Origin of the sequence: Fibrobacter sp. UWB5 (assembly GCF_002210295.1) — a bacterium.
GTDB lineage: Bacteria > Fibrobacterota > Fibrobacteria > Fibrobacterales > Fibrobacteraceae > Fibrobacter.
The window spans coordinates 137,067-156,276 of sequence record NZ_MWQH01000004.1 but is presented as its reverse complement, the minus strand read 5'-3'; the positions used below and the strand labels follow the sequence as shown (position 1 = coordinate 156,276).

The 19,210-nt window shown below is 51.6% G+C and carries 15 protein-coding genes; 13 read left to right on the top strand and 2 right to left on the bottom strand.

Annotated features, from left to right (window positions below):
* Positions 1-51: 51 nt before the first annotated feature.
* Entirely contained in the window at positions 52-948 is an 897-nt protein-coding gene (locus B7989_RS07875) for a glutamate--tRNA ligase family protein (protein ID WP_088627984.1), read from the bottom strand.
* Positions 949-996: 48 nt separating this feature from the next.
* Between B7989_RS07875 and B7989_RS07870 the strand changes: the two genes are divergently transcribed.
* The 13 genes from B7989_RS07870 to B7989_RS07810 all read left to right on the top strand — a co-directional run bounded on the left by B7989_RS07870 (position 997) and on the right by B7989_RS07810 (position 17,823).
* Positions 997-2,547: a pitrilysin family protein gene (locus B7989_RS07870; protein WP_233144312.1), complete on the top strand. Its 1,551-nt coding sequence runs from the start codon at positions 997-999 to the stop codon at positions 2,545-2,547.
* The gene (locus B7989_RS07865; RefSeq protein WP_088627983.1) at positions 2,547-3,614 is read left to right on the top strand and encodes a hypothetical protein; all 1,068 of its coding nucleotides are present in this window, start codon (positions 2,547-2,549) and stop codon (positions 3,612-3,614) included. Before B7989_RS07870 ends, B7989_RS07865 begins: the two co-directional genes overlap by 1 nt.
* Positions 3,611-4,264, top strand: a complete 654-nt coding sequence (locus B7989_RS07860) for an RNA methyltransferase (protein ID WP_088627982.1) — start codon at positions 3,611-3,613, stop codon at positions 4,262-4,264. The genes B7989_RS07865 and B7989_RS07860 overlap by 4 nt, the downstream gene beginning before the upstream one ends.
* Positions 4,265-4,347: 83 nt before the next feature.
* Positions 4,348-5,268, top strand: a complete 921-nt coding sequence (locus B7989_RS07855; RefSeq protein ID WP_088627981.1) for an MlaD family protein — start codon at positions 4,348-4,350, stop codon at positions 5,266-5,268.
* Between the two features lie 8 nt (positions 5,269-5,276).
* A complete protein-coding gene (locus B7989_RS07850; RefSeq protein ID WP_073319470.1) occupies positions 5,277-5,549 on the top strand; it encodes an HPr family phosphocarrier protein in 273 nt (90 codons plus the stop codon).
* Positions 5,521-7,341 (top strand): phosphoenolpyruvate--protein phosphotransferase, encoded by a 1,821-nt coding sequence (gene ptsP, locus B7989_RS07845; protein ID WP_088627980.1) that lies wholly within the window; start codon positions 5,521-5,523, stop codon positions 7,339-7,341. Before B7989_RS07850 ends, ptsP begins: the two co-directional genes overlap by 29 nt.
* Before the next feature lie 88 nt (positions 7,342-7,429).
* A complete protein-coding gene (locus B7989_RS07840) occupies positions 7,430-9,757 on the top strand; it encodes a lytic transglycosylase domain-containing protein (RefSeq protein WP_233144311.1) in 2,328 nt (775 codons plus the stop codon).
* 3 nt (positions 9,758-9,760) lie between these two features.
* Positions 9,761-10,606 (top strand): EamA family transporter, encoded by an 846-nt coding sequence (locus B7989_RS07835; RefSeq protein ID WP_088627979.1) that lies wholly within the window; start codon positions 9,761-9,763, stop codon positions 10,604-10,606.
* A 50-nt stretch (positions 10,607-10,656) separates the two neighbouring features.
* The gene (locus tag B7989_RS07830) at positions 10,657-13,470 is read left to right on the top strand and encodes a CotH kinase family protein (protein ID WP_088627978.1); all 2,814 of its coding nucleotides are present in this window, start codon (positions 10,657-10,659) and stop codon (positions 13,468-13,470) included.
* Between the two features lie 251 nt (positions 13,471-13,721).
* Positions 13,722-15,092: a nucleotide sugar dehydrogenase gene (locus B7989_RS07825; RefSeq protein WP_088627977.1), complete on the top strand. Its 1,371-nt coding sequence runs from the start codon at positions 13,722-13,724 to the stop codon at positions 15,090-15,092.
* 2 nt (positions 15,093-15,094) lie between these two features.
* Positions 15,095-15,967 (top strand): phosphorylcholine transferase LicD, encoded by an 873-nt coding sequence (locus B7989_RS07820; protein WP_088627976.1) that lies wholly within the window; start codon positions 15,095-15,097, stop codon positions 15,965-15,967.
* The gene (locus B7989_RS07815; RefSeq protein ID WP_088627975.1) at positions 15,951-16,781 is read left to right on the top strand and encodes a phosphorylcholine transferase LicD; all 831 of its coding nucleotides are present in this window, start codon (positions 15,951-15,953) and stop codon (positions 16,779-16,781) included. Before B7989_RS07820 ends, B7989_RS07815 begins: the two co-directional genes overlap by 17 nt.
* Positions 16,771-17,823 (top strand): glycosyltransferase, encoded by a 1,053-nt coding sequence (locus tag B7989_RS07810; RefSeq protein WP_088627974.1) that lies wholly within the window; start codon positions 16,771-16,773, stop codon positions 17,821-17,823. Before B7989_RS07815 ends, B7989_RS07810 begins: the two co-directional genes overlap by 11 nt.
* On the opposite strand, the gene B7989_RS07805 is transcribed toward B7989_RS07810, so the two are convergent.
* Positions 17,807-19,189 (bottom strand): O-antigen ligase family protein, encoded by a 1,383-nt coding sequence (locus B7989_RS07805; protein WP_088627973.1) that lies wholly within the window; start codon positions 19,187-19,189, stop codon positions 17,807-17,809. The two genes, B7989_RS07810 and B7989_RS07805, sit on opposite strands and share 17 nt — an antisense overlap.
* Positions 19,190-19,210: the final 21 nt, after the last annotated feature.

The window sequence follows — 19,210 nt, the reverse complement described above, 5'->3', positions numbered from 1 at the left end:
TTATTGCTGGTTGCGGAATTAGGTTATTAAAAAGGAGTGTAAATGGCGTGTTTATAGGCGCCCTGCGATGGTTGCGATCGCCTGTTCTAACGTTGTCGGGGTATTGTCGGACAAAAATCCCGCTTTGTAGAGGATTTGGCCCAAGAGTTCCTGGGGCGATTTACCCCGGTCCTTGTCCTGACGGAGGCTGTAGGCGTGCTCGCGCTTGGAAAGCTTTTTCCCGCTGGAATCCACAATGAGGGGGTGGTGCAAATACAGCGGTCGCGTGTACGGGGGAAGGGGAACGTCCGGGTCGCCTTGGCAGGTGTCGGCGATTAACTGGGAAAGCGCAATTTGGCGGGCGGTGGAATTGCGGATGTCTTCGCCGCGGACAATGTGGGTGATGCCTTCGGCGAGGTCGTCAATGCAGACGGCGAATTGGTAGGTCCAAAATCCATCGCGGTCGCGGATAGGGAAGTCGCCGCACTGATTTTTCGGATTCTCGGCGAAATCGCCGAGACGCTCGTCGTGCCAGTTGATTACTTTGTCTGGAATAACGACGCGCAGGCTATGGGGGCCGCTACAAGGTGCCGCTTGCGTGCGGCACTTGCCTTGGTAAATGACTTCGCCGGTTTCGCTTACGGGGTTTTCGGATTGCAACTGTTTACGGCTGCAAGTGCAAGGGTATACGAGGCCCTTGGCGGTGAGCTTGTCGAGAACCTTCTGGAAAAAGTCAAAGTGCGAACTCTGGATGCTTTCGCTGTCGTACTTGAAACCGAACCAGGCGAGATCTTCGCGGATGCCGTCAATATATTCTTTGCGGGCACGGCCTTGGTCGTGGTCTTCGATGCGCAGGTGAATTTTGAGGTCCCATTTTTTTGCGGCGGCGCACACGTAAAGGGCGGAAAGAAGGTGCCCTTCGTGTAAAAAGCCCGTGGGGCTCGGCGCAAATCGGATGATTCCTGGCATACGTGGAAATTTAGAAAAGAATTATATTCTGATTTACTATCTTTTTTTATGATGAAGTTTGATTTGAAAGTTCTCTTTTTGACGGCGACGTCGGTAGCGACAGTGTTTGCCTTGAATGCTTGTTCGGGTTCTCCGGAACCGCAGACGGAGCCGGCTCCGGCTGTTGCGCAGGCTGATTCGGTGGCGGCTCCCGCCGTTGAAGAAAAGGCTGAACCTGCTGTTCCTGCAAGCTACAAGGATATCCAGTTTCCGGAGTACAAGTATGTGGCCCCGTATCCGAAGGATTACCGCGTAGAAATCGCTCCGGGCATTTCGGGCTATATCGTGAGCGACAGGAGCTTGCCGCTGGTGAACTTCACGGTTTATTTTGAACAGCCTCGTGTGCCGCTTGCACTTAAAGACGAGGCCGCCTCGTCGATGGTGGGCAGCATGCTTCGCCGTGGTGGCGGTGGCGGCATTTCGGCCAAGGCTCTGGACGATTCTCTGGAATTCATCAGTGCAGGAATTACGTCGTCGGTCGGAACGTTTACCTCGACATTCGATATCGATTGCCTGTCCAAGGATTTTGCGAACATGCTTTCGCTTTCGAAGCAAGTGCTGACGGCGCCGGCCTTCGATAAGGAACAGTTCGAAATTCTGCGTGCGAATTACTTGACGGCCTATGACCGCCGCTATGACACTCCGGCAAAGGTGCTTTCGGCGCTCCGTTCCAAGGTGAACTACGCTCCGAACCCGAGACTTTGGGATGCCAATGCGGCCGACTACAAGAAGGTGACGATTGCCGACCTGAAGCGTTTTGCCCAGGGCGTGTATGCGGATTCCCGAATCATGTTCGCCCTTTCGGGCGATATCGACAAGGATTCTGCGGTGACCATGCTCAAGGAATTCTTTGAAAGCTGGAATGCCGCGGTTGCCAAGAACGTGAAGAAGAACGCAAAGCCTGTGGTGCAGGAACCGACTCCGCTTACCTTTGTGAGAAAGCCGGGAATTTACGTGGTCGACAAGGACATTACGCAGGCCAACATTTCGATGAACCAGCCCTTTGTGCGCAGGCCCCATGCGGATTACTATCCGGCGGCGGTGGCGAACTTTATTCTGGGTGGCGGCAGCTTTACGAGCCGCCTGATGAACCGCGTGCGTAGTGACGAAGGCCTTGCCTACAGCGTGTATAGCTCGGTGGGTAACGACTACCGCGACACGGCCATGGTGACTATTGCTTTGCAGACCAAGGTGGAATCGGTCGAATTCGCCTTGAAGCTGATCCGCGAAGTGGTGAATGAATTTGCGGAACAGGGCCCCACTGAAGAGGAACTTGCCCAGGCGAAGAAATCCTTGATCGAAAGCCTGCCGAGCCTGTTCGATAGCCCCGAAGCGATTGCCGTGATTTTTGCCAAGGGTGAACTGTTGGGCAAGTCTTACGACCACTACCTGGAATACGTGAAAGAAATCAATGCGGTGACTGCCGACCAGGTGAAGGCGATGGTCAAGAAGTATTTTGACATGGATAAAATGACCACCTCGATTGTTGCTCCCGTTTCAAAATTGGAATCCATTAAACCCTTTACCGTTATTCCTCAGGACAGTCTGGAGTTTAGATAATGTCGTGGCTAAGCCGTATTGCAGGGGGTGTGCTTGCGGGAATGCTCTTGAGCATTTCGGCGTCTTTTGCTGGTGACAATGCAGCATCGAATTATGGCGTGTCGGTAGACCCCATGGTTAAGGTGCATATGCATGACAACTTGCGCAAGAAACTGGGCGGCAATGATGATTTGCGCTCGCTATGCTCGGGGCTCAAGATATGCATGAACCAGGTGTTCGAAGGCTGTTTCGAAGACGATATGAAGCCTTGGCCCAAGGTCAAGTACGACGACGAATTCTGCAAGCCCTACAAGGAGCTGGCAAATCGCGGCTACAAGGCTGACCCCAAGGCTCCGATGGTTCCCGAAATTTATGCGAGACTGGGACGCCAGTACCGTGTGGAATACAGCTACGAAGGAACGCTTCCGCTGGATGAAAACGTAATCAAGTACTTGTTTGACAACATGCCGTTTACGGCGCAGTTGATTAACGCCTATCTCGACGAAAACTACGTGCTTGAATACACGCACCCGAATAGAAGATTCTTTAACGGCAGTAACGGCCGTAGCCTTTCGGGCGAATTCTACTGGGCCTTGCAGGACAGCGCCGGCCAGAAGCTTGGCATGAGAGACTTGTTCTTTGGGTATGGCCATGCGAAAATTTTGAAGTGGGCCCTCCATGGAACGGCGATTGCCTACCTGGACATGGACCCGATGCCGGGCAAGATAATTAAGTACAAATTAACCGCTATCGTGTTCCCGGGCAACTCGGTGCTCAATTCCATTATGCAGATGAAGGTGTTCAGGAGTGTGGTGAACACGAAAATCGAGCAGATTGTGAACGATATCAAGAAAGCGTCGGGTATGTACTTTAGCGGCAATAAGGAACCCATGCTCAAGAGCGCAACGCTCAAGTCCGCAGAAAACGTGCAGTACGTTTTGGATTTCGAAGAAGTCGTAAACGGCGCTCATTGGGAACTTGGCGATTTTGAACGCTTGCAGAAGGCACGTAAGCAAAAGCGTGAACAGGATATGCAGGCGGTGCCTATCATGGTAAAGGACCTTCAGGTTATTAAGGAAAAGAAATGACGAACGAAACTTTGGAATCCCTTTTGGAACGTGTGACGGAACGCCGTCGTGAACTTTTGACGTCTGTGGTGGATCGCCGTACGAGACATTTTTGCATGGTGCTCGAAGATTTGTTCGACCCGCACAATATTTCTGCCGTGATCCGTACGGCCGAAGTGTTTGGCTTGCAGGATGTTCACATTATCGAAGAAGACAATGCCTACAGCGTGAACAAGTCTATTCTGAAAGGTAGCTACAAGTGGATGAGCCTGTACCTTTACAAGAAGCGTATGCTGTGCATGGAAAAGCTGCGCGCCAAGGGCTACAAGATTGCCGTGGCCAGCACGAATACCACCAATTCTGTTCTGGATTTGGACCTGAGCCAGCCTACCGCTTTTTACCTGGGTAGCGAATTCCACGGGAATCACCCCGACACGCTCGCCCATGCCGATTACGAGTTCAAACTGCCCCAGTACGGCATTACCGAATCCATGAACGTGTCGGTGGCCGGCGGTGTCTTGATGACCTATCTGGACGTGTTCATGCAAAAGGAAGGCCGCGAAAAGTTCCTGCTCCCGAAGGAAGAGCGCGACGCCCTGCTTTTGGACTGGCTGGACCGCCATGTGAACGGCATCGAGAACAACAGCCCGATTGTTCGAATCGACGAATAACCCCTATAATATGGCCTTAAAAAGCTCTCTTTAAGAGGGCTTTTTCTGTATTGTATACAAAAATATGCTAGATTAAAACCCAAATGAAAAAGTATTCGGCTCTTTATTTTTCAGTAGGCTTGGTGGTCATCCTTGCCCTGATTATTCTTGTTTTTGGAATATTCTTCTTAAACGAGAAGGACCCTCGCGAAACCTTTAACACCTATTATCTGCGGTTTACCCAGGTGAGTACCCTGGTGCTTGATGACCCCGTCAAGGTGAACGGTGTGAAGCTTGGTAAGGTCGAGTCTATCGATTTGGCCGGCCACCGCGTGGTGGTGACCATTAGACTCCGCACCGACGTGAAAATCCCCAAGGATTCCGAAATCCGCGTGCAGAATATCGGTATCATGGGCGAACGCCAGATCGGTATGATCTTGGGCGATTCGACAAGCTACTTTGCCCCGGGCGATACCATTACGGGCCAGTTCGATGCCGGTATCGCCGAAGCTCTTGGTCTTGTGGGCGAGGTCTGCGACTCGACGAAGGTTCTTCTGGAATCGGTGAAGCAGGCCTTGAACCAGACAATCGTGAACCCGGAATTCCAGGAACGCTTCAGGACGCTGCTCGTGAAGGCCGAAAAGCTGGAAGACCGCGTGCTCGTGATGCTGAATACGGCTGACCCGCAGCTTAGGAAGAGCCTTGAAGGCTTGAACCAGGTGACGGTCAAGGTGAACAACTTGATTGATGGCGTGAAACCGCCGATTGACAACATGTTCGCGAACACCGAAAAGGTGATGGGCAATGCCGACAAGTTGCTGGGTGAATTGGAAGAAGTGACTAGCCATTTGGATGAACTCGTCGTGAAGGTCCAGAAGAAAATCGAATCCAAGGACAACACGGTGGGTATCTTGCTGAACGACCGCACCCTGCATGACGACTTGGTCAAGACGGTTCATTCGGCGGATAGCCTGGTTCGCATTATTTTGCAAGATGGTCTAGACATCAACGTGGATTTTTTCTGAGGAAAACAATGATCGAAAAAGCATTGGTGGTAACAAACAAGTTGGGAATACACGCAAGGCCCGCCGGAATGATAGTGGATATCACCGGCCAAGCCAAGAGCGATATATCCATCGTGTTCGAAGGCTCGAAGGCTAATGCCAAGAGCATCTTGAACGTGATGATGCTTGCTATTCCCGCAGGTTCCGAAGTAAAATTCGAAATTGATGGCGAAGACGAAGAACAGGTCGCGTCGCAGTTGGAAAGTCTGTTTAATGACCACTTCAACGAAGAACCCTGTTAAGAAGCCGGAACACGTCCGTACTGTCTTGACGGGCGTTCCTGCATCCCCGGGCTTTGCCATGGGGTGTGTTTTTCCGGTCACGAACCGGAAGATTTCGGTGGTGGAGGAGACTCTCCCCGAGAGCCGACTTGCGGATGAAGAACAGCTTTTCTTGAAAGCGGTCCACAAGACGGTCAAGGAAGTTTCGCAGATCAAGGAACTTTCTGAAAGTCGCACCGGGATGAAGGACAGCCTCATCTTTGCGACTCACCTGATGATTTTGCAGGACCCCACTTTGATTAATGGGGTAATCGACAAGGTCCGCAAGGAACACAAGAATGCCCGCTGGTCGGTGCATGTGGTCTTGGGGGCCTACATTGACAAGTTCGAACAGATTGACTCGCCGGCTATGCGCGACAAGGCGGCCGACCTGAGGGACGTGTACAACCGCTTGATGGCGGCCATGGAAGATTCCGGACCGGTGCTCGAGGATGTGGCTACCGAAGACGGAGTGGTGCTTGTCGGGCACGAACTTTTACCGAGCCTTTTGATGTCGATCAAGCCCGGCCAGGTGGCGGGGCTTGCGATGGATACCGGTGGCCGCACGAGCCACGTGGCCATTTTGGCTCGCTCACTCCAGATACCGTTGGTGTCTGGCCTTAGAAATTTTGCGGCCCAGGTCAAGACCGGCGACACGGTGATTGTCGACGGCTCGAGCGGTCAGGTCATTATCAATCCGAACCAGGATGACGTCAAGGATTTCCACGAAAGGCAAGAAGTCTTTGAAAGGCAGCGCCGTGAATTGTTCACGATGCGCCAGCTGGAGCCGATGACCCGCGACGGCAAGTACATTACCCTGCACGCCAACATTGAACTTCCGTCGGAATCGGAAAAGGTGACCGACTTCGGTGCGACGGGAATCGGCCTGTACCGTTCTGAATTTTTGTTCTTGCGAAACGACGCTCCCACTCAGGATGAACAGCGCGACGCGTACCGCTACATTCTTGAAACCATGTACCCCTGCCCGGTGACAATCCGTACCCTGGATGCCGGCGGCGACAAACTGGTAAGCGGCATTACGGCCGTGAACGAATCGAACCCGTTTATGGGTTGGCGTTCCATTCGCGTGTGCCTGGACCGCGAAGATATTTTCTGTACACAGCTCAAGGCTTTGCTCCTTGCCAACACCAAGGAAAACTTGCGCCTGCTGTTGCCCATGATTTCTGGTATGGGGGAATTCCGCCGTGCCAAGGCTTGCATTGTCAAGTGCCGTAAGGAACTGGAAGCGGCCGGTAAGAAAGTCGCGAAGGTAAAGATCGGCGTCATGATCGAAGTGCCTGCCGCCGTGATGATCGTCGACAAGCTCGCTAAAGAGGTGGATTTCTTTAGCATCGGTACGAACGACCTGGTGCAATTTACGCTTGCCGTGGACCGCACGAACGAATTGATTACGGACATGTTCCAGCCTCACCATCCGGCTGTGCTCAGCATGATTTACCAGACGGTTCAGGCGGCTCACCGTGAAGGAATCCCTGTGGCGGTTTGCGGTGAAATGAGTGCGGACCCGTTGAGCGTGCTGTTGCTGGTTGGCCTTGGTGTTGACGAACTCTCGATGACCCCGTGGAGCGTGATGTCCACGAAGAAAATCATCCGCTCGATCAACTTCGAAGACGTGCGCGATTCTGCGCTGACGGTGTTGCAGATGGATGATGCTGAAAGCGTGAACTCCTTTATGCGTGGCAAGTATGCCCAGACGATTCGCGACTTGGGCATCTCTAGCTTTGTGGGTCAGGTGGACAGCAGTAAGAAATAGAAGGAATGGGCGATCGCAGAATTGTTTTGCGGTGACGCTCCCTGCTAAAGGAACCGAAGGTTCTTGACGGCAGGCTTTAGGAGAAAATATGTGTAGGATTGTTTTGTTGGTTGTGTTTTTAGGCGTGTGCGCATTCGCTGGCTCTACGTCTGTGGCGCCGAGTCCGCTTCCGTCGCAAGCGACTGATAGCTTGATTGCGTCGATGCCGTTTACGCCTCCGAATCCGTACGAGTCTTTGGAACAGATTCCGCCTTCGCAGTTCCAGGATGTGGTGGTGCGCTATGACCGCCTGAAGGCTTTGAGCGAAGACAAGGCACAATCCAAAAACGTCCGCGACTTTGCGCGTGCGGCCCAGTTCTTTTACAAGGAACAGTGGGATAGCGCCTATTTTGCTTATGATTCCCTGCGTGGTCGCGATGCCCTGTTAGACGGCTCCGTGATTTTGAGAATGGCAAAATGCCTGTTCAAGCTTCGCGACTACAAGAATATGCGCGTGGTTCTGGGACTGTACAAGAATTTGGACCAGGACGCCTCTTTTGACAGGGTGGCCTCAAGACTTAGAATTGAAGCCGCCATGGCGGATACGACGCTAAGCGACCGAGCCCATGCGGATTCGTTGAAGGTCTTTGTGGAAAAGTACCCGAAGTCCGACGATGCGGCGGCTTTGCGTTACCGTTATGCCCAGTACTTGGAACAGTTCAAGCAGATGAAAGAGGCGAAGCGCATTTACCTGAGACTTTTGACGAGTGCCTCCAATTACAAGGATTCCGCTTTCGCTGCCATTCGTAGACTCCGCAAGGTGCGAGGCGCTCCCGAGACTCTGGAAGAGAAGGTGGCCTATGCCAAGATGGCCTGCGCCAAGGATAACGCAAACGAGTGCCTGACACTCCTGGATTCCATTCGCATTCTGGATTCCGTGCTTGTTTCGCTTTCGCCGGAGGCGGCGCTCCCGCCGCCGGAAGATTCGCTGCAGAAAAAGCTTGCGCCGAGCTCCTTAGATATGGGAACCCGTATTGCCTTGTGGGAAAAGCGCGCCGTGACGTTGCGTACGCTCAAGCGCGATGACGAATCTATTAAGCAGTTCAAGTTCTTGCTTGATTCTGTGGAAGCTCGCCCCTTGTGGATGCAGTCGATCTTGCGCTTGTATCGCAACAACGCTGGCCGCTACGAAAAAGAAATCCGCAAAATGGATGCCACCCTGCAAGATGCCAACCAGTTCAGCAAGGAAAACGCCAACAACTTGTGGGTGAAGGGATTCGAATACGAACAGAAGGAACAGTACGATAGTGCCATTGTCTGCTACAAGACTCTTTCGCACAAGCGTTTCAAGAATAATATCAAGCGCCAGTGGGCAAAGTTCCGCATAGGCTTCGTGTACTTTAAGCAAGAAAAGTGGAACGAAGCGATTCCGGCGCTGATTGAGGCGACCAAGGAACCGTTCCTGTGGAGTGGAAGTGGCGCCCGCATGTTCTTGGGCGATGCCTACATGAAGGTCGGAAAGGATTCCCTGGCCCGTGAAGCTTACCTCGATTGCATTCGCGATTTCCCGCTGGCCTACTATGCTCACCGCAGCCGCATGAAGTTGGTGGAATACAAGCTGATGGCTGAAAAGGATGTACCGTATGCACACGGCGTGCGCATGGCTCCGGAACAGACGCTTGCCTGGGTGCGCGCCTCGCAGAAGGTGGGCAAGCCTGATACGACTTATAACCAGGAACGTTACAATCGCATTCGCACGCTGTTCCAGTACGGCTTTAGCGAACAGGCCTTTGCTCTTTACGACGAAGCTCGCAAGAAGAATGCGAAGCGTCTGGACTTCTTGTATGAATACGGCAAGCTCTTCTATGAAATGGGCGAAACCGCTGCCGGGTATCGCCTTGCCCGCCAGTTCCAGAACAATATCGATCGCCGCCGCCTAATGGCGCCGCCTATCGATGTGCTGCATTACTTGTTCCCCGTTCCCTACATGGACCAGGTCAAGTTCCATTCGGGCGACCGTATCGATCCGTTCTTTGTGTACAGCGTGATGCGCCAGGAATCGATTTTCAACTTTGAAATCATGTCGCCGGCAGGGGCTTGCGGACTTTTGCAGATTATGCCTGCAACGGGCAAGATGCTTGCCGAAAAGGAAAACTTGCCGACGTTTGAACCGCGACAGCTGTTTAATGCCTACATGAACATTCGCCTGGGTATTCGCTACTTGGTTGACTTGAAGGCTGAATACAATGACGACTACATGTATGTGCTGGGTAACTACAATGCAGGCCCCAAGCCCACCAAGCGTTGGCAGGCGGCAGGCGAGGGCAAGTCTTGGGACGTGCGTGCCGAAGACATTAGCTATTGGGAAACCCGCGACTACGTGAAGCGAGTCATGGGCAACTACTGGATTTACCAGGAAATCTACGACGGAATCTAGCCGATGCTTTTCTTGTTGCTGACAATCGGGCCGGCGTTTCTTTTTGCCTGCGGAAACATTCTCGAGAAATCGGGCGTGTCTACGGTGGGCAAGCGCACGGGCGGTACTTCGAAACCTTGGGAATTTTTTAAGGGCGTTATCACCAATAAGTTCTGGTGGCTTGGCATTTGCTGCTCGGGGCTTGCCACGCTTGGTTACTACATTGCCATGGCCCGCTATGACTTGAGTCAGGTGCAGCCGATGATGGTCTTGAATCCGGTGCTTACCGCCCTCATGGGTTTTTGCATTTTGAAAGAGGCCTTGACCAAGCGCATTGTGATTGCGATTTGCTTTGTGGTGGCGGGCCTGTTGTACTCTGTCGAAAATCTGGGCGAATCGACGGCGGTCCAGAATGTCGGAATGCTGTGGGCGTATGCCGGCGGCCTCTCTGCCGTGACGCTGGTAGCGCACTTGTGGGTCAAGGACCGCGAAATGGTGGACTCCTTGATTATGGGCGTGGGCTTTGGGCTTTCCGCCGCATTCTACAAGAGCCTCGCCATGGATTTCGATTTGGACCACATCGAGATCTCGTCCGTAGCGAACCTGCTTTTGGATTTTAGGACGCTGGGCTATATTGCGACTTACAGTATCGCTTTCCTGTATTCGCAGGTGTCGTTCTCCCGCGGTCGCGCCCTGTTCATTATTCCGTTCAGTGCGGCGGTGGGCGCTGCGGTGCCGACTTTGGCCGGCGTGCTCGTGTTTTCGGAGTCGTTCCCGGTGGGCAAGGTGATTTCGGTGAGCCTCGTGCTGATTGGCGCCTGCCTCTTTATTGTGCGCCGCCCCAGAAGAAAGAATAAACAACAGCTTTAAGAATATCTTACAATTCGCCGATTGTAGGCGATTTAATATATATTCAATACATGGTGTGTTGGCGTTTTTTCTCGTCTTTAGTTCGTAAGGCCGGAGGGTCGTTCTCTTGCATATTGTTGCTGTCGTTTTTGGTGTTCTCGGCATGTTCCGATGATTCGTCGAGTTCTTCCAAGTCTGAACAGGATGTTCCTGCAAATGATTCTACGGCTGCCGATAGTGTAACGCTCCCGTTTGTGGGTGGCCCGGTCATGTTTACCGAGATTGACCCGATCAATATCGTTTATGAAGACCACGAGGGTGGCGATGCCGGCTGGGTGGAACTTTTCAATACCTCGGCCGATACGGTAGATTTGTCGGGCCTGTATTTGACCGATTCGAAAACGGAACCGTTCAAGTGGAAATTCGGGAATGTGAAAATGGCACCAAATGCGTTTCTGCTGGTGTTCATGTCGGGCAAGAATTACCCTGATTACGTATTGCCGCATGATTCGCTTGACATGATTGGACCTGGTTGCTGGACATGGACTGATTCCCAAAGCGACCCGCCGGGTTATAGCTATGCGGATCCCTTGCCTGGTCAAAAAAAGAACTGCTTTAAGGAAAATGGTGAAAGTCGTTTTGGAGCCGTGATGCGATTGGGCGAGAACGAGGAACTTGGCTGGTCTTCGATTGCAGTGTTCGTGGGCACCGGAAGTTCCGACAAGGACGATGTGCTCGACATTTCGGCGGCGAATGAAATCCTGATGCAGGCTTACATTACCAAGGACCGCAAGGTGTCCTTTAGACTCACGCAGCCCGATATCGATGACTGGAAGGGCTATGAAATGGTGCTTACGGGAACCGGTGATTCTTCGACGGTTTACCGTATGCCACTCCCGACAGGGACAACGTTCCCGGACCTCAAGAATATTTACGGCACGCGCATGAGCCCCGAGGCGAACGAATCGCAAGAAGTGACTGTCAAGGTTTTCAGCTATATTGCTCGCAATCGCGGGCATGAACCGCATGCGGGTTTCAAGATCCCGCAGTCGGGCGGTCGCCTGTATCTGGTGAATGCCGATACGGCAATTGTAGATTCTGTCGCTTACCCCGAAATGATTGTCGGGAAAACTTGGAATTTCGGCACGCTTGCCGATGGCACGACGGGCTTTGGCTTTGGCGAAGCTTCGCCCTATGGCCTTGTGACACAGCCGGTGGTGCAGTCGCGCTCGCCGGCGGTGGATACGCTAGCCGAAATCCCGCCGTCGGGTTTTTATGCGGAGCCTTTTGTGATTGCCTTGCCCGAAGGCGCGAATGTGCGTTGCGAAAAAGGAGGCTTGGCGCCTACGGCGGAGTCTGCCGTCGCGACCTTGTTGACGGTTGAATCAACAACGACGATTCGTTGCGCCGCCTTTGAGGCGGGAAAGTTGCCTGGCGAAGAAATGGTGCGCACCTATGTCTTGGGCGAAAAGCATTCCTTGCCGGTGGTGTTCTTGACGACCGATCCGAATTCCCTTTTTGATCCTGATTCGGGCATCTACATGGAAGGAAATTTCGCGCAGAGCAAGCAACCGCATTATGGCGCGAATTACTGGCTCGACAAAGAGGTTCCCGTGACGGTGGAATTCATGGAGCCGGGCGTGAATGCGCCTGCTTTCGTGAAGCGCGCGGGCCTCAAGATTTTCGGAAATTACAGCCGCCAGAACGACAAGAAATCGGTCGCGATTACCTTCCGCGAAAAGTATGGCGACAAGCGCTTGCATTACAGCCTGTTCCCGGAGTTTCCGGAACTGAACAAGTTCAAGGTTTTCATTTTGCGCAACAACGGAAGCAATTTCGGCAACGACTACATTCGCGACCGCCTGGCCAGTTCGATTAGCGAAGGCCTGGGCGTGGATTACCAGCGTGGGCGATTCGCGGTGGTGTACTATAACGGCGAATACTATGGTATCCATAGCATTCGTGAACGTTCGACCGAATACTACTTTGAAACACATTACGGCTTGAACCCTGACAATATCGACTTGCTCAAGGCGGACAATTCGGTGTCGGCGGGTTCTGCTGTCGATTACGTGGCGCTGATGGATTGGCTTGAATTGAATAGCCTTGAAAACGAAACGAATTACGCCTACGTGTCGTCGCAAATAGACGTTGACAATTTTATCAATTACATGCAGACCGAAATGTATGCGAATAACCGCGACTGGCCTGGCAACAACTTGAAGAAATGGCGCAACAACAATCCGAAAACGCCGTGGAAGTGGTTCTTGTACGACATGGATTTCGGAATGGGTAACGGCTATAGCGAATACACGAACAATATTTTCGAATTTGCTGCGGCAGAAGATGGGGAGTCCTGGCCGAACGGCCCCGAATATACGCTCCTGTTCCGGAGTCTGCTTGAAAATCCCGGATTCCGTACGGCATTTGTGAACCGCATGGCGGTGCTGTTGAACATGAATTTCTCGAGTGCGCGCGTGCTGGCCCGCATCGAAAGCATGATGTCTGAGATCGAATCGGAAATCCCGCGCGATCAGGAACGCTGGAATTTGAGCGCTTCGAGAATGGACCGCCAGCTTGAAGACATCAAGAGCTTCGCGAAGGACCGCCCGGAAGTCGTGTACGATGAACTGCGCGAATACTTTGAACTGGGGCGCCCGATTGCGTTGTCACTTTCGGTAAGCGGACCGGGTATCATCAAAGTTCACGGCCTGAAAATAGATTCGTATCCGCTGACGGTGAATTTCTTTGAAGGGCTCCCCGTGACGCTCGAAGCCATGCCGACCGATGGTGGCATTTGGGCGGGTTGGAGCGACGGTGAGATGGAACAGGTTCGCTCGGTCAATCCGGGTGAAATAGATGCCCTGACTGCCGTTTTCAAGTGAGCTTTTTTAACTCAATTTTACATTGAGGCTTTGCGGTCTGTGTGAGCAACAAGCACCTCGTATTAACGAGGTGTGGTTGCGAGAGCAAAGCCTAGTCACAATTTTATTTTACATTGAGGCTTTGCGGTCTGTATAGCGAACACCCCGTGAACGGAAAGTTCTAATATAAACCTTACGAATGTACACAAGGACGCCTTCTTTAGTTATAATCAAGGTCAGGAATCGCGTAATTTTCTAAATTTGGGCACACTATGAGTTACAATACCAAGATTCTTTGCATTGGCGCGGGCTATGTCGGTGGCCCCACTATGACCGTTATTGCCGATAAGTGCCCCGATGTGAAAGTGACCGTGGTTGATATCAACCAGGCCCGTATTGACGCTTGGAACAGCGACAACCTCCCGATTTTTGAACCCGGCCTCGACGACGTGGTGAAACGCGCCCGTGGCCGTAACCTCTTCTTCAGCACCGATATTCCGGCAGCCATTAAAGAAGCGGACATTATCTTTGTTTCCGTGAACACCCCGACCAAGACGTTTGGCCACGGTGCCGGTAAGGCCTCTGACCTGCAGTACTGGGAAAAAACGGCTCGCAACATCCTGGAAATTGCCGACGAAGGCAAGATTATCGTGGAAAAGTCCACGCTTCCGGTGCGTACCGCTGCTGCCATGGAACGAATCTTGAACTCTAACGACAAGGGCCTGCACTTCGAAGTGCTTTCGAACCCGGAATTCTTGGCCGAAGGTACCGCCATCAACGACCTTTTTGAACCGGACCGCGTGCTCATCGGTAGCCACCAGACGGAATCGGGCCTTGCCGCATGCCAGAAGCTGGTGGACGTTTATGCCCACTGGGTGCCGCGCGACCGCATTCTGACGACGAATCTTTGGAGCTCTGAACTCACGAAGCTGACCGCTAACGCCTTCTTGGCACAGCGTATTAGCTCTATTAACTCGATTAGCGCCCTCTGCGAAAAGACGGGTGCCGACGTGGATGAAGTTGCCTACGTGATGGGCAAGGACCGCCGTATCGGTCCCAAGTTCCTGAAGGCCTCTATCGGCTTTGGCGGTTCTTGCTTCAAGAAAGATATTTTGAACCTCGTGTACCTGTGTGGCTACTATGGACTCCCCGAAGTGGCCGCCTACTGGGAATCGGTGGTGAAAATCAATGAATGGCAGACCCACCGCGTGGTGGACCGCATGCTCGAGACCATGTTCAACACGATTGCAAGCAAGAAGATTGCCGTGTTCGGTTTCGCCTTCAAGGCTAATACCGGTGACACTCGCGAAAGCCCTGCAAATCTTGTTGTGCGCGACTTGCTCGCCGAACATGCACTGCCGGTCGTTACCGATCCGAAGGCTATTCCTGATGCCAAGCGCGATTTGAAGGACGTGCTTGACCAGGTTCAGTTCGAGGAGGATCCGTACAAGGCTGCCGAAGGCGCTCACGCTGTGGTGGTCTGCACGGAATGGAAGTGCTTTGCTGAACTCGATTGGAACCGCATTTACAAGGGCATGGCCAAACCTGCCTTCGTGTTTGACGGTCGCAATATCCTGGATGCAGAAGCACTCAAGAAGATCGGTTTCGAAGTGTCTAGCATTGGTAAGGGGAAAGCGGAGTAGCCATGGGGCTTGATTCAAAAACAAAACAGCCTGTGCCTCTTTCGATGGCACAACTGTCTATTTTGAATATTTTCAAGGAAATTAAACCGTTCCTGGAAAAGAGTTCTACACCCTATTATCTTTTAGGGGGTTCCTTGTTGGGCGCTGTACGCCACAAGGGCTTTATTCCTTGGGACGACGATATCGATATCGGTATCGTTCGCGAAGATTACGAACGGTTCCTGGAAACGGTGTCTAAAAATCTGCCGGAACACCTGGAGTTGCGTTCTTACCGCGACGAGTCCGATCACCATTACTATTTCTCCCGAATCGTGGATACCCGCTATGTGCTGAGCCGCGAAGGGAGTCTGGTGTCGAGAAAGGAAAATCTCTGGGTTGATATTTTCCCGCTGGACGGCATGCCGAATAACTGGCTCCTGCGCCATATTCACATGCTTAGGCTCCTGTGGGTGCGCTTCTGCTACCATGTCGCCTGTTTTGACAAGGTGAACCTGAAACGCCCGAACAGACCTCTGTCTGAACGCATTATCATTGCGATTGTCAAGAACGTACACTTGGGCGGCCACCGCGACTACAAGAAGTGGCTGGTTAAACTCGACAAGTTGCTCCGCAAGTATAAAGTGAAGGATTCGAACTGGATCGTGAACTTTATGGGTCAGTACAAGTTCAAGGAAATGTTCCCGAAGTCCTATTACGGCAACGGCAAGCTTTACACCTTTGAGAACATGCAGTTGATGGGCCCTGAAGATTATGACAAGGTCTTGACGCAAATGTATGGCGACTACATGAAGGAACCTGAAGATTGCGACAAGAACGTGCATAATGCCTATTTTGAAGAGCCTCAGATCGAGCTAGCTCATGGCCGAATCGCTTAGACAGTTGCAGCTGAAAGAACTGGAACTCTTGAAGTTCTTTCAGAAGGTTTGCAAAGAAAACAATATTGAATACTTTGCCTTGGGCGGTACATTGCTTGGTGCAATCCGCCACAAGGGCTTTATTCCTTGGGACGACGATATCGATGTCGGTATTCCGCGTCCCGATTACGAACGCCTTTGCAAGATTTTGGAAGGCTTGCCGGAATCGAGCAACATCAAGTTCCGCTCGTATAAAAATTCCGAAGATTGCATCCGTTACTTTGGTCATATTGAAGACACGACTTTCAAGGTCGTGCGCCATGACAAGTTGAAGGCCGAAGAGACTTTTGCCTGGATTGACTTGTTCCCGCTGGATGCCATGCCGAACAATGGCCTGCTTCGCAAGCTGAAAGTCTATGAAGTTTTGTTGCTGCGCGCCATGTACCGTTTTTCTTGTTTTGACCGCTTGGTCGATGTGAACAAGAAAGGGCGTCCGCTGCACGAACGTGTTTTGGTGTGGATTGGGCTCCATACGCCTATCCAGAAACTATTTGATACCAAGAAATGCCTTGCCCGCATGGAACGCGCGCTGACGTCGACTCCGTACGAAAAGTCGGACTATCTGGTGAATGCCATGGGCGCCTACAAGTTCCGCGAGATGTTCCATAAAAAATATTATGGCAAGGGCAAGATGTATCCGTTTGAAGATACCGAAATTTGTGGCCCCGTAGATTATGACTTTGTCTGTACGCAGCTTTACGGCGACTACATGACGCCGCCTAAGGCTGATGACCGCAATCATCACGCTTTGCAGACGGTGAACGATGACGCCTAAAGTCAGCATTGTCATTCCGGTTTATAATTCCGCGAAGTATTTGTGCGAATGCCTGGATAGCATTGTCGCGCAAACATTTTCGGACTGGGAAGTTGTCGCTGTCGATGACGGAAGCTCGGACGAATCGCCGGCGATTCTTGACGGGTATGCCGCCCGCGATGAGCGCTTTAAGGTAATTCACAAGGTAAACGGTGGCGTGTCTGCAGCCCGAAACGACGGGCTGGATGCTGCACGCGGCGAATATGTCCTGTTCGTAGATTCAGACGACTGGCTGAGTGCGGACGCGCTGCGCGCGCTGTCTGAGGCGACTTCGGACGGTGCTGTAGATGTGGCCATTGCTGATCACTGGCTGTGGAAAGAAAACGGTTGCGAAAGCGTGCATCGTTTTTTTGCAAATGAATTTTCGACGGATTCCGCGGATGTAATTCGAGATATACAGCGAATGGTCTTGTATAAGGGCTATTCGCCGTTCCCTTCGCCAAGTTGTAGCTACATGTTTTCGGCGTTGTGGTCCAAACTGATTCGCCGCACGCTGCTTGTCGATAACGGAATCCGCTTTTCGGGCGCGTTGAAACTGTACGAAGACGGCTTGGTGGCCCTGCAGGTTTTTGAGCATGCCAAAACGGTTGCTTACAAGCAGGAGCCCGTTTATCATTACCGTGTTTTGAACAATTCGCTTTGCCACATCAATGAACAGCGGCTGGTAACAGACTGCGCCAATATTGTTCGCGAAATCGAAGCTTTTATCCAGGCTAATGGAAACGATGTGGCTTTGCGCGATGCTTTTATGGCCCGTGTTCTTTTCTTGACAAAAAAAATGGCTTTGCGCAGTTTCTTCAGCAAGGATGCCCAAGGTTCGTTCTTTGGCAGATTCAAGGCTTTCAAGAAAATTTTTGCGACGGAGCCGTATTGCTCGGCGGTAAAGAATGCCGCCAAGTTGAAACTCTGCGGCAACGAAAGGACCTATGGCAAGTTGGTTGGCCGCGGTCTGTTTTTTGCGACCGCTTTAATGTACGAATTGCGAACTAAGATTCGTCGCTAAGTTCTTCGCCGACGGATTCGGTTTCTTCATCGACTTCATCTTCGTCGCTGACTTCAGTATTGTTTTCGTAGGCAATCTGCTTGTATTGGGCGATGTAGCCTAGCTGAAGGCCTGTAAACAGGAACAGGAATGAAGAACTGTTTCCGATGGTGCCGGAAAGCGTCAGGAACAAAATTCCGCCTGCCATTAAGGCGTAACCGCCGTTGATCCCCTTCAGCCGATTCCTGTAGCGGAACAGCAGGATGAACATCCATAATAGGAGCAAGTAATGGGTGAACAACCCGAAGAAACCTCTATCGATGAGCAGCGAAAAAATGATAGATTCCAGCCCGCCCAAGTCTCTGCCGCTACTGTCGGATGCTCGTGCGTCTTCAGCAAAAATGACATGGGATGTGTACTTGTTCCCGTTGCCAAAAATTGGGGAGTTGTAGATGGCTGCGATAGAGAAAAGAAGCTGCCTTTCTCTGAAGTCGAGCGAAGATCCACCGTGTTCTATATTGGTCTGGAAATTCTGCAGGAATACGGCGAGAATGGCGGAGGAGGCAAAAAGGACAAAACCCGCAACTAGAATTTTCAGGAAAGGCTTAAGTTTGAAGTAAATGTAAAGGCCTACACCAAGGGCTACGCAAATCATTGCTGTTCTTGAACCGCAAAGATATAAGTTCAATGCGAGTAGGGCTAGTACTAGCACGATTTTCTTATGCTCTGAACATTTCCTTTTGAAATAGGGAACGTAGAACAGGAACAAGGTCATGAGCAAAGTTCCGAAAGCGGTGGGGTGCTTTGTCGTAAAGCAGGTTCTGAATCGCCAATGCTCTATGAAACTTACGGTGGAATTTAAATTAAAGTCTCCTTCGTAGTAGGGAAATGCCGAATGGATTAATTTGTAGGGGTAGTTGTCGCCCAGAAGAATTTCTGCAATTCCAAAAATGCAGATGACGATAACGAAGGGAATCAGTTTTTGAGCGAGTTGAAAAACGTCTGTTTTACGTCCGCAAATGATTGCCGCGTAAATATAGCCGAAACCGTCGATAACATCGCGAATGCCGTAATACATGTCCTTGGAGGCGATACCGGAGTTGTAGATGGCCGTGAACACGTAGCTGATAATGCTAATGCCGATTGGAATGAGCAGCAGGTTCCCAAAAAGGCTTTTGTTGAAATTTTCGCGATCCTTGAAAAATTCAATGAAAAAAAACGCGTATAGAAAAATATGTTGCGGAGAAATAGAGGGGTTCTTGATAAAGAGAGCTGTAGTCGGGAAAAGTACAGTTCCCATAAGCAATGCTAGAAATCTTCCTTGGGCGTCCGTCAGGAACATGTAGGCCAAAAGCCCGAAGAAGAATAGCATGACAATATAGCTCATTTCTCAAATATACTAAATGTC